16 protein-coding genes are annotated in these 16,436 nt (G+C 49.0%); 12 read left to right on the top strand and 4 right to left on the bottom strand.

The window, feature by feature from the left end:
- The 7 genes from ACTHSN_RS10575 to apaG all read left to right on the top strand — a co-directional run.
- The coding region (locus ACTHSN_RS10575; RefSeq protein ID WP_440365307.1) for a prepilin-type N-terminal cleavage/methylation domain-containing protein at positions 1-80 on the top strand (80 nt) is incomplete at its 5' end.
- A gap of 141 nt (positions 81-221) precedes the next feature.
- Positions 222-1,070, top strand: coding sequence for a presqualene diphosphate synthase HpnD (hpnD, locus tag ACTHSN_RS10570; RefSeq protein WP_070461646.1), 849 nt, complete (start codon positions 222-224; stop codon positions 1,068-1,070).
- Entirely contained in the window at positions 1,067-2,371 is a 1,305-nt protein-coding gene (hpnE, locus tag ACTHSN_RS10565) for a hydroxysqualene dehydroxylase HpnE (protein WP_070461647.1), read from the top strand. Before hpnD ends, hpnE begins: the two co-directional genes overlap by 4 nt.
- A 95-nt stretch (positions 2,372-2,466) precedes the next feature.
- Positions 2,467-3,186 (top strand): SDR family oxidoreductase, encoded by a 720-nt coding sequence (locus tag ACTHSN_RS10560; RefSeq protein WP_070461648.1) that lies wholly within the window; start codon positions 2,467-2,469, stop codon positions 3,184-3,186.
- A 186-nt stretch (positions 3,187-3,372) separates the two neighbouring features.
- Positions 3,373-4,329: a thiamine-phosphate kinase gene (gene thiL / locus ACTHSN_RS10555; RefSeq protein ID WP_070461649.1), complete on the top strand. Its 957-nt coding sequence runs from the start codon at positions 3,373-3,375 to the stop codon at positions 4,327-4,329.
- Entirely contained in the window at positions 4,322-4,810 is a 489-nt protein-coding gene (locus ACTHSN_RS10550; RefSeq protein ID WP_070461658.1) for a phosphatidylglycerophosphatase A family protein, read from the top strand. Before thiL ends, ACTHSN_RS10550 begins: the two co-directional genes overlap by 8 nt.
- A gap of 96 nt (positions 4,811-4,906) precedes the next feature.
- The gene (gene apaG / locus ACTHSN_RS10545) at positions 4,907-5,275 is read left to right on the top strand and encodes a Co2+/Mg2+ efflux protein ApaG (RefSeq protein ID WP_003682575.1); all 369 of its coding nucleotides are present in this window, start codon (positions 4,907-4,909) and stop codon (positions 5,273-5,275) included.
- A 67-nt stretch (positions 5,276-5,342) separates the two neighbouring features.
- Here apaG and ACTHSN_RS10540 read toward each other — a convergent pair whose 3' ends face one another.
- On the bottom strand, positions 5,343-5,639 hold the full coding sequence (locus ACTHSN_RS10540; protein WP_049323125.1) for a DUF2288 domain-containing protein: 297 nt from the start codon (positions 5,637-5,639) through the stop codon (positions 5,343-5,345).
- A 270-nt stretch (positions 5,640-5,909) separates the two neighbouring features.
- Here ACTHSN_RS10540 and ACTHSN_RS10535 point away from each other — a divergent pair, with 270 nt between their 5' ends.
- The 4 genes from ACTHSN_RS10535 (at position 5,910) to ACTHSN_RS10520 (ending at position 10,176) form a co-directional block, all read left to right on the top strand.
- Positions 5,910-6,635 carry a metal ABC transporter ATP-binding protein gene (locus tag ACTHSN_RS10535; RefSeq protein ID WP_188211416.1) on the top strand — a complete coding sequence of 242 codons (726 nt, stop codon included), beginning with the start codon at positions 5,910-5,912 and terminating at the stop codon, positions 6,633-6,635.
- A gap of 76 nt (positions 6,636-6,711) precedes the next feature.
- Positions 6,712-7,587, top strand: coding sequence for a metal ABC transporter permease (locus ACTHSN_RS10530; protein ID WP_003747573.1), 876 nt, complete (start codon positions 6,712-6,714; stop codon positions 7,585-7,587).
- A gap of 79 nt (positions 7,588-7,666) precedes the next feature.
- Positions 7,667-8,572 (top strand): metal ABC transporter solute-binding protein, Zn/Mn family, encoded by a 906-nt coding sequence (locus tag ACTHSN_RS10525; protein WP_188211417.1) that lies wholly within the window; start codon positions 7,667-7,669, stop codon positions 8,570-8,572.
- Between the two features lie 266 nt (positions 8,573-8,838).
- On the top strand, positions 8,839-10,176 hold the full coding sequence (locus ACTHSN_RS10520) for a sodium-dependent transporter (RefSeq protein WP_188211418.1): 1,338 nt from the start codon (positions 8,839-8,841) through the stop codon (positions 10,174-10,176).
- 125 nt (positions 10,177-10,301) lie between these two features.
- Here the strand turns inward: ACTHSN_RS10520 and ACTHSN_RS10515 are convergent, their stop codons facing one another.
- From ACTHSN_RS10515 to ACTHSN_RS10505, 3 genes are all read right to left on the bottom strand, one after another.
- Positions 10,302-12,278 carry a TonB-dependent copper receptor gene (locus ACTHSN_RS10515; protein WP_070461653.1) on the bottom strand — a complete coding sequence of 659 codons (1,977 nt, stop codon included), beginning with the start codon at positions 12,276-12,278 and terminating at the stop codon, positions 10,302-10,304.
- 211 nt (positions 12,279-12,489) lie between these two features.
- A protein-coding gene (locus ACTHSN_RS10510) for an IS630 family transposase (protein WP_107769225.1) occupies positions 12,490-13,337 on the bottom strand; the annotation gives its coding sequence in 2 pieces (ribosomal slippage) (positions 12,490-13,022 and positions 13,022-13,337; 849 coding nt in all).
- A gap of 197 nt (positions 13,338-13,534) precedes the next feature.
- Complete coding sequence (locus ACTHSN_RS10505) at positions 13,535-15,178, bottom strand: lactate permease LctP family transporter (protein ID WP_070461656.1); 1,644 nt, start codon at positions 15,176-15,178, stop codon at positions 13,535-13,537.
- A 393-nt stretch (positions 15,179-15,571) separates the two neighbouring features.
- Here ACTHSN_RS10505 and ACTHSN_RS10500 point away from each other — a divergent pair, with 393 nt between their 5' ends.
- A complete protein-coding gene (locus ACTHSN_RS10500; RefSeq protein WP_070461657.1) occupies positions 15,572-16,345 on the top strand; it encodes a FadR/GntR family transcriptional regulator in 774 nt (257 codons plus the stop codon).
- The last annotated feature ends 91 nt before the right edge of the window (positions 16,346-16,436 follow it).

Genomic DNA, 16,436 nt, shown 5'->3' with positions numbered 1-16,436 from the left:
ATGGGGCAGCTGTACAGAGGGGCTACTCCTTGATACAGCTGTTGGTGGTGATGCTGCTGGTTTCGATATTGGCGACGTAGGATATTAGGCCGTCTGAAAGATACTTAAGAATAGCTTTCAGACGGCCTTGTTGTAAGATGAATTTTTGATATTGGCGTACTTTTTTAAATACAGATAAAATCCCTGTTAATTATTTATAACGATATTTTTTAGGATACACAGTGCTTGCTTTGGATTATTGTCATCAAAAGGCTGCAGAAAGCCATTCCAGTTTTTTATCCGGCTTTCGTTTTTTATCGGTAGAAAAACGAAATGCGCTCACTGTTTTATATGCTTTTTGTCGCGAACTAGATGATGTGGTTGATGGCTGTACCGATCCAAATGTAGCTCAGATAACGTTGAATTGGTGGCGCAGTGATTTGGAGAAAGTATTTAATAATGAGATGCCTGAGCATCCCGTTCATCAAGCTTTAAAAGATATTCGGGTAAATTTTGATTTGCCGAAGAATGAATTTGAAGCTTTGATTGATGGCATGCAGATGGATTTGGAGCAGGCTCGTTATGGTAGTTTTGATGAATTAAAGCTGTATTGCCACCGTGTTGCAGGGGTAGTGGGATGCCTTATTGCGCGGATTTTAGGTTTTTCCAATCTGAAAACTTTGGAATATGCGGACAAAATGGGTTTGGCTTTGCAGTTGACGAACATTATTCGCGACGTGGGCGAAGATGCGCGGCAGGGAAGAATTTATCTGCCGATAGAGGAAATGCAGAAATTTGACGTACCTGCCAATGTAATCATGCAGTGCAAACCGACAGATAATTTTGCAAAATTGATGCAATTTCAAGTGAATAGGGCGCGTGAAACTTATCGTGAAGCGATGTTGCTTTTGCCGGCCGTGGATAAGAAATCGCAAAAAGTCGGCTTGATTATGGCGGCTATTTATTATGCGTTGTTGAATGAAATTGACCGTGATGGTGCGCAAAATGTTTTGACTTATAAAATTGCGATTCCTTCTCCCCGTAAAAAACGTATTGCTTTGAAAACTTGGCTGTTTGGATTTAAACCATGAATAAGCGTCCAAAAATTGCTGTGATTGGTGCCGGTTGGGCAGGTTTGTCTGCGGCGGTCTCTCTGATTCATCGAGCTGATATTTCTTTGTTTGAGGCCGGGAGACAGGCTGGCGGTAGGGCGCGTGCCTTGTCCGGGAAAGATGATGGATTCAGCTTTTTGGATAATGGACAGCATATCTTATTGGGCGCGTATCATGGTGTTCAAACTTTGATGCAACATATTGGTGTTAAACCCGAGTCAGCCTTTTTACGCCAGCCTTTGCAATGGTACATCCATGAAGGATTACAGTTTCAGACGGCCTCTCTGCCTGCGCCTTGGCATTTGCTTGTCGGTATCCTGCGTGCGAAAAATCTTTCTTTTTCATTGAAAATCAAATTGCTGTCGGATATGTCGGCATTGCAACGGTGGGCAGCTCATCATAAAACCGATTTGACGGTTGCAAAGTGGTTGAGAACACGAAATGTTCCCCGCAGTCTGCTTGGCCAATTTTGGCAACCTTTGGTTTGGGGTGCTTTAAATACTCCGTTAGAACAGGCATCGTTGCGTATTTTATGTAATGTATTGAATGATGGCGTGTGGTCTGAAAAGGCGAACAGCGATTATCTTTTGCCTAAGCAGGATTTAGGGCGGATCGTAGCCGAACCGGCTTTGGCGTTCCTACTCACGCATGGTGCAAAGATACATCTTGAAACTCGTGTTTCACATTTAAATCATCATATCGATGACCGAATTAAAATCAATGGTGAAGTATTTGATGCGGTGATTTTGGCTGTTGCGCCATATCATGTTGACGCACTTCTGCCCGAAGATACGCCTGACTATATTCAGACGGCCTATCAATCGTTGAGTTACCATGCGATTACCACGGTTTATTTGCGTTATGCCCAAGCAGTCAAACTGCCAGCACCTTTAACCGGGTTCTCTGATGGTACGGCGCAATGGGTGTTACATCGGGGGGCATTGGGTTTACCGGATAATGAAGTCGCGGTTGTCATCAGCGTTTCCGATTGCACCGAGGCTTGGAAGGATAAAGATTTGGCCGAGAAAGCTCATGAGGACATTAAGCGGATTTGTCCGGATTTGGGTAAGCCTGAAGCCGTACGCATTATTACGGAAAAGCGCGCGACTACGGCGGCAACGGTTGATTTTGTACAACCAGATTTCTCATGGTTGCACCATCGCCGTATTTATCCGGCCGGCGACTATCTCCATCCGCGCTATCCGGCAACATTGGAGGCTGCGGTTCAGTCTGGCTTTGCAGCGGCTGAAAAGCTTATGCTGGATTTACAGGTTGAATAAACGGAGGCCGTCTGAATGTTCAGACGGCCTTTTTGACTTTACAAAACTTACCAAGCCGATACAATATCCGAAACCATAAAGTTCAAGGAAAAGTCATGACGACATTAGCGAACAAAACGATCTTGATTACCGGCGCATCCCAAGGCTTGGGTGAGCAGGTTGCCAAAGCTTATGCGACTGCGGGAGCGACTGTCATTTTGGTGGCGCGTCATCAAAAGCGTTTGGAAAAAGTATATGATGCCATTGTGGCTGCGGGCAGCCCTGAGCCGTTTGCCATCTGCTTTGATTTAATGAGCGCGGAGGAGAAAGAGTTTAAGCAATTCGCGGAAACTATTGATGAAGCAACCGGCGGAAAATTGGATGGCGTGGTGCATTGCGCCAGCTATTTCTATGCCTTGTCGCCATTGGACTTCCAAACCGTATCGGAATGGGTCAACCAATACCGCATCAATACCGTTGCGCCTATGGGCTTGACCCGTGCGCTGTTCCCATTGTTGAAGCAATCCGGAGACGCTTCTGTGATTTTTGTCGGCGAAAGCCACGGTGAGAAACCGCAGGCCTATTGGGGCGGTTTCGGTGCCTCCAAAGCCGCGCTCAATTATTTGTGTAAAGTGGCCGCGGATGAGTGGGAACGTTTTGACAACCTGCGTGCCAATGTTTTGGTGCCGGGAGCCATCAATTCGCCGCAACGTATCAAATCTCATCCGGGCGAATCGAAAAGCGAACGTAAAAACTACGAAGATGTCCTGCCGCAATTTATTTGGTGGGCAAGCCGAGAGAGCAGGGGGCGGACAGGCGAAATCGTCTATCTGTAAATATACCTGCTCAGAGTGGTTTGAAAACATGAGGCCGTCTGAAATCTGTATCTTCAGACGGCCTTTAACTTATTGAGTTTTATATCTAATAATATGAAAGTTTGATGTTTGACGTGTTAATAGGCACTCATCAGGCTGGCACAAAATTAGATATAGTAATCTAAGTTATAGTTGTATTGGATAAATATGACGGAATTTGACTTTATCAGACAATATTTGCAACGACAAAAATCGGAAGGTCTGATTTTGGGCATAGGGGACGATGCCGCTATTATTCGCCCAAGTAACGGATTTGATTTATGTTTTAGCGCTGATATGTTGGTCAAGGGCAGACATTTTTTTGAAGATGTTTTGCCCGAAGATTTGGCATGGAAAATGCTTGCAGTAAACTTATCCGATATGGCCGCTATGGGTGCCAAGCCACGTTGGGTGTTGCTCAGTGCTGCGCTGCCTGAATTGAATCAAGACTGGCTCAAACGTTTTTGCGATAGCTTTTTTGCTTTGGCCGCGCGTTTTGATACGGTGTTGATTGGTGGCGATACCACCAAAGGCGATTTGGTCTTTAATGTAACAATAGTAGGTGAAGTTCCGACAGGGAATGCCCTGCGGCGTGATGCGGCCGAAGTCGGCGACGATATTTGGGTATCGGGTCGGTTGGGTTTGGCTGCCGCTGCTTTGAACAAACATCTGGGGCATTATCAATTGCCGTCTGAAATCATGGCGGTTTGCGATGAGAAATTGCTCCGTCCAGAGCCGCGCGTTTCATTGGGTCAGGCATTGTTGCCGTTTGCCCATGCCGCGCAAGATATTTCAGACGGCCTGGCTCAAGATGTGGGGCATATTTTGAAAGCCTCTGCTGTCGGGGCGGAAATATTTGCCGATTGTGTGCCGTCGTTGCCTGAATTGAAAAATGTGTTGTCGCGCGAACAATGGTTGTCGGCAGTATTGGCCGGCGGCGATGATTACGAACTGATTTTTACTGCCGCTCCAGAAGATAGGGAACGCGTTTGTCAGGCAGCGGAACAAAGTGGCGTACCGGTCGCCCGAATTGGTAAAATTACTGACTCAGGCCGTCTGAATATTGTGGATGCCGAAGGCGGCGTATTGGAACTGACTTCTTTAGGATTTGATCATTTTGGCTGAACGTAAACCTACTTTTTCTTGGCTGTTGCACAAACCATTGTGTTTTTTGGGATTCGGTTTCGGCAGCGGCTTGTCGCCGATTGCGCCGGGTACGGCCGGAACGCTGGCAGCATTACCTCTGGCTTTTGTATTGTGCCTGTTGGGCATAGACGGCTGGATATTGCTTTTATTGTGTATCGCCTTGTTTTTCTGGGGTATCCGCATTTGCGGTTATACCGAGAGGGAACTGGGTATTCAGGATTACGGCGGTATCGTCTGGGATGAAATTGTCGCGATGCTGCTGGTGCTGTCGCTGATTCCGTTCAAATGGAGCTGGTGGCTGGCGGCTTTTGTTATTTTCCGCTTGTTTGATGCGTTGAAACCATGGCCGATCAAATGGTTTGATCGGCGGATTCATGGAGGTTTAGGCATTATGCTTGATGATTTGATTGCGGCTGCGATGACCTTGATGGTCTTGGGCCTGTTTTATTGGATCGCGTGATGCGTTTTAAGTGTTTCGACCCTTTGCAAAAATAGGGCGGATACGCCGGAATTATCCGGATTGAAATAAAATAAATACCATACGGGGTAAACAATTATGAATGAAATCGAGATTAACGTGGAGCCGCGTTATATGGCCGGTCAGAGTGACGTCTATCGCGACCGTTACGCCTTCAATTATCTGATCACCATCTGCAACCGCAGTGATGAAATCATTACTTTGCGTCAGCGTTTTTGGGAAATCACCGACGGACACGGTGAGACAGAGCAGGTTGGTCATGCCGGCTTGATTGAAGAGCAACCTGTTTTGTACCCGGGCGAAGCCTATGAGTACAACAGCGGTTCGCAAATCAGCACGCCTTGGGGCAGTATCGAAGGCGCGTATGAGTTTGAAGACAGCATCGGCAAACGTTTCGTTATCGGGGTGCCGAAGCTTGAATTCAAAGCAGGCTTTACTTTGCAATAGGTCGTCTGAAAAATGAAAAACCGGAACATGCGAAATGTTCCGGTTTTTCATTTTTCAGACGACCTTATCAGTCTTTGCAAGGCTGTACCAATACCCACGGCGCTACAACGACCGCCCACATTTCTTGCTTATCCGCTAAAAATGTGCGCGCCATATCATCGCTGACGGCACCGAATTTGCCTTGTTCCATCCATTGTTTCAATGGCGCGGCTTCATCTTCGGCAACATGACGGGCGACGGCAATCAAATCCAAATCGGGCGCAACATAGACGGCGGCACCGCGTGCGAAGTGGGGTTGCAGCTCTTCCCATGAAATGCGGGCAGTTTCGGTATTGAGTTTTTCGTTTAAGAGTGGAATAGACATAGGGCAATCATCAAATAAAAAATGGATTGTAACCGATATTCGGCCTTTTGCCCGATGCCGTCTGAAAACGAAAGAAATTTACAGGGTTAACGTTATACAGTATCATTTTAATGTTTTAATTTTCTTTCAGACGGCCTGTTGTCCGTATTCGGGCAAGGGCGGTTTTAGGCTTATGAATTCTGTATTGTTGACCGGATTGCTGCAAAGGCTGCTGATTGCACTTGTCGCATTGGTGGCGTTGTGGGCTGTATATTTTTGGGCGGTATCGCCATGAGTATCGTGGTAGAAAATCTGACGGTCAGCTATCAGCGCAGGCCGGTGGTGCACCATGTTGATATGGTGTTTGAAGATGGTAAGATGTGGACGATTTTCGGGCCGAACGGCGCGGGCAAATCGACCCTGCTCAAAGCCATTATGGGTTTGCAGAAAACGGATACGGGCAGCGTGCGCTATGAAAATATGGCGCGCAAGGATATTGCCTATCTGCCGCAGCAGTCGGACATTGACCGCAGCCAGCCGATGACGGTGTTTGAACTGGCGGCGATGGGGCTGTGGTATGAAATCGGCTTTTTCGGACGTGTGAACGCAGCGCAGAAAAAGCGCGTGATGGCGGCTTTGGAACGCGTGGAAATGCAGGATTTTGCCACGCGCCAAATCGCGCACTTGTCCAATGGCCAATTCCAACGCGTATTGTTTGCGCGGATGCTGGTGCAGGATGCCAAGTTTTTGCTGCTGGATGAGCCGTTTAACGCAGTGGATGCGCGGACGACTTATGCGCTGTTGGAAGTTTTGCGCCAGTGCCATCAGGACGGTCAGGCAGTGATTGCCGTGTTGCATGATTACGAGCAGGTGCGGGCATATTTTGCCAACACGCTGCTTTTGGCGCGTGAAAAAGTGGCTGCCGGTGCGACGGAAAATGTGTTGACCGATGAATTTTTGGCACAGGCCAACCGAATGATGCAGAAGCAGGAAGCGGCCGATTGGTGCGCGGTTTAATGGACAAGGCCGTCTGAAAGTAAGTGTTTTTCAGACGGCCTCAGGCTTTCAGAGATTAATAAAAAAGCGATAAAACATGGATTTATATGATTTGGTCGTCGCGCCGTTCGTCGAATTCGACTTTATGCGCTATGCCCTGGCGTCGATTTTCTGCCTGGCATTGAGCGCGGCGCCTGTCGGTGTATTTTTGGTGATGCGCCGCATGAGTTTGGTGGGCGATGCTTTGAGCCATGCGGTTTTGCCCGGTGCGGCCATTGGCTATATGTTTGCCGGTTTGAGTTTGCCTGCGATGAGCGTCGGCGGTTTTGCAGCCGGTTTGCTGATGGCTTTGTTGGCCGGTTTGGTCAGCCGGTTTACTTCATTGAAAGAAGACGCGAACTTTGCCGCATTTTATTTGAGCAGCCTTGCCATCGGCGTGGTTTTGGTCAGCAAAAACGGCAGCAGCGTCGATTTGCTGCATTTGCTGTTTGGCTCGGTGTTGGCGGTGGATATTCCGGCTTTGCAGCTGATTGCCGTTTCTGCGAGCGTCACTATTTTGCTGATGGCGGTTATGTTCCGCCCGCTGGTGTTGGAAAGCATAGACCCTTTGTTCCTCAAGGCTGTCGGTGGTAAGGGCGGCTTTTGGCATGTGCTGTTTTTGGTGCTGGTCGTGATGAATCTGGTTGCCGGTTTCCAGGCATTGGGCACGCTGATGTCGGTCGGTTTGATGATGTTGCCGGCAATTACCGCCAGACTGTGGGCGAAAAGCATGGGTTGGCTGATGATTTTGTCGGTCGCATTGGCTTTGCTTTGCGGTTTGGCAGGACTGTTGTTTTCCTACCATATTGAAATCCCGTCCGGCCCGGCGATTATTTTATGCTGCGGCACGCTTTACCTGATTTCCGTCGTGTTTGGTTGGGAGGGCGGCATTTTGGCAAAATGGTTGCGCCGTAAAAAACACCGCACGGCATGATTTTTCAGACGGCGGCTTGAATAATCAGGCGGTCTGTCTTATGATGATGTTAATGTTACGTTATATCACTGGAGAGAATATGAAACATTGGAAACTCGGCATCGTTGCCGCATTATTGACCGGTGCCGCTTATGCCGTTCCGTTGCCTGTTGTGACCAGCTTCAGCATTTTGGGCGACGTGGCCAAACAGATTGGCGGCGACCGCGTGGCCGTTCAAAGCTTGGTGGGCGCCAACCAAGACAGCCATGCCTACCACATGACCAGCGGCGACATCAAAAAAATCCGCAGCGCAAAATTGGTATTGCTCAACGGCTTGGGCTTGGAAGCCGCCGATGTGCAACGCGCAGTCAAACAGAGCAAAGTGCCTTTCGCTGAAGCGACCAAAGGCATTCAGGCTTTGAAAGCAGAAGAGGGCGGCCATCATCATGACCACGATCACGAAGGCCATCATCACGATCACGGCGAATTTGACCCGCACGTTTGGACCGACCCCGTCCTGATGGGCACTTATGCGCAAAACGTTGCCAATGCGCTGATTCAAGCTGACCCTGAAGGCAAAACCTACTATCAGCAACGTTTGGGCAACTATCAAATGCAGCTGAAAAAACTGCACAGCGATGCGCAGGCTGCCTTTAATGCCGTACCTGCCGCCAAGCGTAAAGTCTTGACCGGACACGATGCGTTCACGTACATGGGCAAACGCTACAATATTGAATTCATCGCCCCTCAAGGCGTGAGCAGCGAAGCCGAGCCGTCTGCCAAACAAGTGGCTTCCATCATCCGCCAAATCAAACGCGAGGGCATTAAAGCCGTCTTTACCGAAAACATCAAAGACACGCGCATGATTGACCGTATCGCCAAAGAAACCGGCGTCAATGTCAGCGGACGTTTGTATTCCGATGCATTGGGTGGCGCACCGGCCAACAGCTACATCGGCATGTACCGCTACAATGTCAAAGTTTTGACTGATGCCATGAAAAAATAAAACGGTTTCAAGATAAAGGCCGTCTGAAACTTGGAAACAAGGTTTCAGACGGCCTTTTATATGCTTATTTTTGAAACAAATCGTCAAATTTAAAATATAAAAATTAGTTTTGTGCTATTAAAAGCTTAATTATCAAAAATTCATGCCAATTTGCTTGATAAGTACGCACCATCCGTGCGAATTGCTTATCGGCGGTCTGCAGGCCACTCACGGCTTGACTTCACCCTGTTACAATTCGGCATCTTCACATTTCTTAATCTTACATCATGAGCAACCATTCGTCTTGGTCATCCAAAATCGGCTTTGTGCTTGCTGCGGCAGGCTCGGCCATCGGTTTGGGTGCAATTTGGAAATTCCCTTATACAGCCGGTACCAACGGCGGCGCCGTATTCTTTCTTTTGTTTTTGATTTTCACCATTTTGGTGGCTTTGCCGGTTCAACTGGCCGAGTTTTACATCGGCCGTACAGGCGGTAAAAACGCCATTGATTCCTTTAAAGTATTGCGCCCGGGTTCGCAGTGGCCGTGGGTCGGCCGCATGGGTGTGGCCGCGTGTTTTATTTTGCTGTCGTTTTACAGCGTGGTCGGCGGCTGGGTGTTGAACTACGTCGTGCACAGCTTTACCGGTGAAATTCATGCCGGTGCAGACTTTGAAGCCTTGTTCGGCAACACGATTTCTTCACCGTTTGGTTCGCTGTTTTACCAAGGCTTGTTCATGCTGATTACCATTTGGGTGGTTAAAGGCGGCATTTCAGACGGCATTGAAAAGGCAAACCGCGTGTTGATGCCGGGTTTGTTTATCCTCTTTATCGCGCTGGCTATCCGTTCGCTGACTTTGCCCGGCGCAATGGAGGGCGTGGCATTCTTGTTGAAGCCGGATTGGTCGTATTTGAAACCGGGCACAATGCTGACTGCTTTGGGTCAGGCATTTTTTGCCTTGAGTATCGGCGTGTCTGCGATGATTACCTATGCCTCGTATTTGGGTAAGGATCAGGATATGTTCCGCTCCGGCCATATGATTATGTGGATGAACCTGTTTGTATCGCTGCTGGCCGGTTTGGTGATTTTCCCTGCGGTATTTGCCTTCGGTTTTGAGCCCGGCCAAGGCCCTGGTTTGATTTTTGTCGTGTTGCCTGCGGTCTTTATGAAGATGCCGATGGGTACATATTTGTTTGCCGTGTTTATGCTGTTGGTTGTCTTTGCGACGCTGACTTCCGCATTTTCCATGCTGGAAACCGTTATCGCGGCAACCATCCGCCAAGACGAGAAAAAGCGCAGCAGCCACGCTTGGGTAACCGGCATTGCGATTTTCATAGTCGGTATTCCTTCGGCGCTGTCATTTGGCGTTTGGGGCGAATTTAAGATTTTCGGCAAAACCATTTTTGACTTGTGGGACTTCATTATTTCCGCCGTCATCATGCCGATTGGCGCATTGAGCGTTGCCGTGTTTACGTCATGGGTTCAGGACAAACAGTCCGTCCTGCGTGATGCAGGCATGGGCAGCACCATTCCGAAACAGTTGCTTTACCTGTGGCTGGGTGCGCTTCGCTATCTTGCGCCGATTGCGATTATTGTGGTGTTCATCAACTCTTTAGGTTTGATTTAAACCGATAGTGAGCAAACAGTCCGGCGTTGCATTGCTTCGCCGGACTGTTTGTTTAAAACATCATAAAAATATTAAGGCCGTCTGAAAAATTTTCAGACGGCCTTTTTATATACGCTCGAGGTTGATTAGAACTTCGCTTGCAGTCTCAGCCATGCAGTACGGCCGGGTTCGTTCACGCGCATGGTTTGAGTACCGGCAGACGGGTCGCCGCCGCGGCTGACGAATTCAGCATAGGTTTTGTTGAACACGTTGTCCACGCCGCCTTGCAATGTGGCGTATTTGCTGAATTTCCAACCGGCATTGAGCGAGAGTACGCCGAAGCCCGAAGATGCACCGATGTCTTGGCCGACGATATTGCCTTGGCCTTTGCTGTAACGGTTTTGTTTGGCTACGACGCGCCATAATGCGCCCGCGCTGAATTTACCGTTGTCAAAGGCAAGGGTGTTGTTCCACTCGAGCGGCGGCGTTTGTGCCAAAGGTTTGCCGTCGGTACGGTTTTTGCCGTGGGTGTAGGCGAGGCTGGTGCCAACTTCCCAGTTAGGCGCAAATGCCCATTTGACTTCGGCTTCGCCGCCAAAGCGTGAAGCGTTGATGTTGCGTACGTTGAAATCCATGCCTTGGCGCTCCATCATGATGAAGTCTTTGATGTTGCTGCCGAATACGGATACAGATGCGTGGAGGTTAGGACGTTTCCAGATTACACCAGCATCGATTTGGCGGTTTTGCTCTGCGCGGATGGCTTTGTTTTCGGAGCGCAGGCGTTCCCAGTAGTCAGGCGCACGTTCGGCAATACCGAAGCCGGCATAGTATTTCAGGCCGTTGTCCGTATTTCTTTCCCAACGCAGGAAGCCTGAGTTCAAATTGAATTTTTGATGTTTCAAAACGGGGTTGGTCACGCGCGCGGTATCGTAATGCGCTTTGACTTGGTCATGGCGCAAACCTGCTACCCAGCGTTGATTGTCGGTTTGCTGCCAAGAGGCTTCGGTGAAAATACCCCATTGTTTGAAACTTTGGTTGGGCATGTAAGGCTTGTGGCTGTAGCCGTCGCCACCACGCTCCATGCGTGCGACGTGGACGTCGTCCAGATAATCCAAACCGGTTTGCAGGTTGAGCTTGTCCCAGTCGAAAGTGGCTTTCAGACGGCCTGTATCGGTATTGCGTTTAGGGTTGTTGGCATTTTTAATCTGCATACCGGCAGGGGTGCGGATGGTACGCAGGCTGTATGTGTCCATCACGTGGTCGATTTCGCTTTTACCATAGCGCAGTTCCAACTCGCTGAACCATGGGGTAAGGTTGCGTTGGGTAAAGCGGATGTTCCATGCATCACGGTCGAATTTGCTGCCGTCCATCATGCGGTCGGCGTAGGCAACCTTGGCCCTGCTGCGCTCGTATGTGCCGGCAATGGTGGTGTTTTCGGTCGGGGTGATGCCCAGTTGCAGCATTTGGCTGTCACGTTTGAAGTTGGAGTGAATGCGGTTGCCGTCGCCGTCTTTGTAATCGTCGGCTTCGTTATGGGAAATATTGCTGCGGACGTAGCCGTATTTGCCGCCGAACTCGGCTTCCAACGAGCCGTCAAGACGGTCGTTGCTGCCTGCCGTCAGGGTAGCGTTAACGTTGTAAGGTTTTTCAGTGAAATCAGGGTCTTTGCGGATAAATTGCACCGAGCCGCTGACCAATCCCATGCCTTGGGTTACGGTTTGCGGGCCTTTGGTAACGACAACTTTATCAAACGAATTGGGGTGGATATAGGCAGTCGGCGGGTCCATGCGCATACCGCAACCGCCATAAATAAACTGGTCATCGGCATTGACGGAGAGGCGCGAGCCGCCCAAACCGCGGAACAGCGGATCGCCCGAGCTGCCGCCTTTGCGGATGATGCTCATGTTGGGCACGGATTGTAAAAGGTCTGCCCCGTCTCCGGCAGGGAGGGGTTGCAAAGCAGCTTTGGGGTTGAAAGTAACGCGATTGGCTTTTTCTTGTTGTGTGCCGGTGACGGTGACAGGGGAAAGGGTAACCGTTTCTTCAGGTGTAGGGTTAGTCTCTGCCCATGCTTGGGATACGGCTAAGACGATAGGCAAGATAAGTAATGGTGGGTATTTCATATCGTTTCTCTCTATTATTAGGAATTATATTAACTAATACCTAGGTATTATACATAAAGTCTAGTGAAATAGAAGCAGTGGGATTTTAATCTAAATCAATATTTTCAGATTTTTGGCGTATAGGTTGTTTATTAAGATTGGTCATACCAAAATATTGATTTGAAGACATTGGTGAGGTTAATCAATAAAAATGAATGTGTTTGAATTATAGTCAATTAAAATCAAAATAGGACAGTAACGCATCGTCAAATCGGGCGTAATCAGACAATACGGTTCGCAGATACCGCTTAATATTCGCCCACACCTTCTCAATCGGGTTGAGCTCAGGTGAATAAGGTGCAAGAGGCAATACCTTATGTCCCAATTTTTCCGCCATTTCCCGTAAGACACCCATACGGTGAAATCGCGCATTATCTAAAATAATCACCGATTTTTGAGTCAATGCGGGCCGTAGGCATTGCTGAAACCACGCTTCAAAAAAGACTCCGGTCATCGTATTTTGATAAACCATCGGAGCAATCAGCCGGTTGCCGACTTGTGCGGACACCAGAGATAAGCGTCGGTATCTTTTTCCACTTATCTGCGCTTTCACTATTTGCCCTTTCAGGCTGCGGGCATAGGGACGGAACAGGTAGCGGTCAAATCCTGTTTCATCCAAATAAACGCGTTGGTAGTCGGAAAATTCGGCCAGCTGTGTCAAATAATGCGTTACTTTGGCCGGATCTTGTTCTTTGTAAGTGGTGGTCTTTTTTTGCGCGTCATCCCCATCTGTTTGAGTGCATAGCAAACGGCGGCTGGCGTACAATCAAAATGTTTGGCGATTTTATGCAGATAGGCATCCTGGTGTTGCCCAACATATTGAGCCGGTTTTTGCCTATCCAATTTGACGGCATTTAGACCGGTAACTTGATGTTTTAGGCTGCCTGTTTGTTTTTTAAGGCGAATCCACAGGTAAAGCGTGTTTCTTGACAAGTTAAACGTTGCTGCGGTTTGGCTGATGTTTTTGCATTGTTCGTAATAGTTTAAAGCTTTGTTTCTTAAGTCCGCAGAGTATGCCATGGTTAAACCTTCAAAGTTGAGTATTGTACCATTTTGTTTTTAATTGACTATAACTTAAGCCATCTTCGATTCACGCATTCCCCTACTGTTTAAACGAAACGGAAATGACGGTAAACCCGATCACGCCCACAACGACAAAAAGGTCGTCTGAAACCCAAATTGGATTTCAGACGACCTTTTATTTCAAGCCGGTTGGCTTATTTGTTGAAGAAAACCAGCGTCCACGGCAAAACATAAGCTTGCAGCAGGGTCAGCAGGCCGACGAAGGTACAGAAAATCAAGCTGTGTTTCACGGTGAAGCGGAACAGGTTGGATTCTTTGCCTTCCAGACCGACTGCCGCGCAGGCGATGGCGATGGATTGCGGCGAAATCATTTTGCCGGTCACGCCGCCGGTGGTGTTGGCAGCGACGGTCAGCTCGGGTACGACGTTGATTTGATGCGCGGTGCTGGCTTGCAGCGAACCGAAGAGCGCGTTGGCGGAGGTGTCCGAACCGGTCAGGAATACGCCCAGCCAGCCGAGGAACGGCGAGAAGAACGGGAACACGGTGCCGGTGGCGGCGAGGACGAGTGCCAATGTGGACGACAGGCCTGAATAGTTTGCCACGAATGCAAAGCCAAGTACCAAGCCGATAGACAGGATGGACAGGCGCAGTTCTTTGAGCGTTTCAAAGAAAGTGCTGACGGCTTCGGAGGGTTTCATTTTCAGCAAAGCGGCGGAAACGATGGAAGCAAACAGGATTGCCGTACCGACTGCGCCGAGGAGGTCAATTTTGAACACGGCGGCGTATGGTGTCGGTTCGCTGACGATGGGCGCGGCTTTTTGTACCAAGTTGTGCAGCATCGGCCAGTCGAATTTGATGGTGGCAACGCCCAAAGCCTCTTTAACACCCTTAATCGTCCACACGCTGACGAAAACGGTCAGGATGGCGAAAGGCGACCAGGCTTTGATGATTTGCCCGGCAGTGTATTCGCCCGCTTTGCGTTCGGACGGTTTTTTCATGCCGTTGAAGGTGAAGATTTCTTTAGGCTGCCATTTTTTCAGGAAGGCAGACAGGCAGACCAGGCTGACCAATGCGGAGGTCACGTCGGGTAACTCGGGGCCGATGAAGTTGGCGGTAATGAACTGGGTAGTGGCGAAAGACACGCCTGCCACCAATACGGCAGGCCAAGTTTGGCGTATGCCGCGCATACCGTCCATCATGGCGACCAACCAGAAAGGAACGATAATCGACAGGATCGGCAGTTGGCGGCCGGCGACCTGACCGATGTGGTAAGGGTCGAGGTTGGACACTTGACCGGCAACCAAGATTGGAATACCCATCGCACCGAAAGCCACGGGTGCGGTATTGGCAATCAAACACAAACCGGCGGCGTAGAGCGGGTTAAAGCCTAAGCCCACCAACAACGAGGCGGTAATCGCCACCGGCGCGCCGAAGCCTGCCGCACCTTCGAGGAATGCGCCGAAGGAGAAGCCAACCAGCAACATTTGCAGGCGTTGGTCTTCGGTAATCGAAATCACGGAAGCGCGGATGATGTCGAACTGCCCTGTTTTCACAGTAATTTTATACAGGAACACAGCAGTAACGATAATCCATGCAATCGGCCACAAACCGTAGGCAAAGCCGTACAGCGCGGAAGAAACCGCCATGCCCGCAGGCATTCCGAAACCTAATACGGCAACGCCAAGTGCAATCAGCAGCGTATAAAGCCCCGCCTGATAACCCTTGAGCTTCAAGACGGTCAGTGCAACAAAGAAAAAGATAATGGGCAGGAGGGCGACGGCTGCCGTCAAATACAGGCTGCCGCCCACTGCGGTATAGTTTTGAATCCAAGTTTCCATTGGGAAAATCTCCGAATATTTTTCTAATATACTTTCCTAAATTGGTAAAACCAATTTTTTGAACGGAGGACACTTTACGAAACTTTAATATGGCAGTCAATTATTTTTTTAAGCAACCTTGCTACATAAGTGCAAAATTGTTATTTAATTTTAAATAAAACAAAACATTATATGAATTGTAAAAATGTAACCCGATATAGTTTTAAACCATATTCGGGTAGAACAAGCCATATTGACGGGATATGGCCGGTTAATTAGAATACCGCGACATTGGGCACACCAATTTGGTCATGCCAATTTTGACGCAGATTGCCATTTCAGACGACCTGCCGCATCACATTATCGGATTTGAGTCTTCTTCATAGGAAAATATGAAGAAAAAGAGGAATTACAATGACAAAACTGGTTCGGCCACAAAAAATCAGCGACCAAATATTGTCGATATTAGAAGAACGGATTGCGACTGGCGTTTACGAAAAAGGCGGCAAAATCCCGCCCGAACGTACCTTGGCGGAAGAATTCGGCGTATCGCGCCCCTCGGTCAGGGTCGCGCTGAACATCCTGATTGCGCGGCAGGTTTTGGAAGCGCGTCAGGGCGATGGCTATTACGTTTCCGTCAAACCGCAACAAGATTTCCTCCAAAGCTGGCAGGAATTGCTCGGCAAACATACCAACTGGGAAACCGACGTTTTCGATTTCAGCTGTCACGTTGAAGGCTGTATGGCGGCACTGGCCGCCGAAAGACGGACTGACGCCGACTTGAAACGGATTGACTTTTGGCGGCAGAAATTTGAAGCGGCCTGCGAAAGCGGAAATTTGGAGCATCAAGCCGAAGCAGACGTTAGCTTCCATCAAACCATTGCCGATGCCGCACACAATATCCTGTTCAGCCACCTTTCCAGCAGCCTGCTCAAAATGCTTTATCAGCAAACACGCAGCGGCATTATCTATATCCATCAAACCGAAGACCCGCGCCCGACGCTGATTGCCCAGCACAGTGCTATTTTTGAAGCCATTGTCCAGGCCAAACCAGCCGAGGCGGCGGAAGCGGCAAAACTGCATTTGAATTATGTCGCCCGCCGCATTTTGCAGGACAGGGAATATCAAAGCCACAGCGAGCATGCGGACGTATTGGCGCAAAATGATTTGAAACGGGTAGATTGGTAGCGTTTAAAAATAATGGGTATACGGATTTAATGGTTGATGGGGCACCTTCACCCCATCAATCTGATACCACCCTCAGATGGTTGATAGATCG

Origin of the sequence: Neisseria sp. P0009.S010, assembly GCF_051958545.1 — a bacterium.
Lineage (GTDB): Bacteria > Pseudomonadota > Gammaproteobacteria > Burkholderiales > Neisseriaceae > Neisseria > Neisseria subflava_A.
The sequence above is the reverse complement of the archived record's forward strand: the minus strand, read 5'-3'. Positions and strand labels throughout refer to the sequence as shown.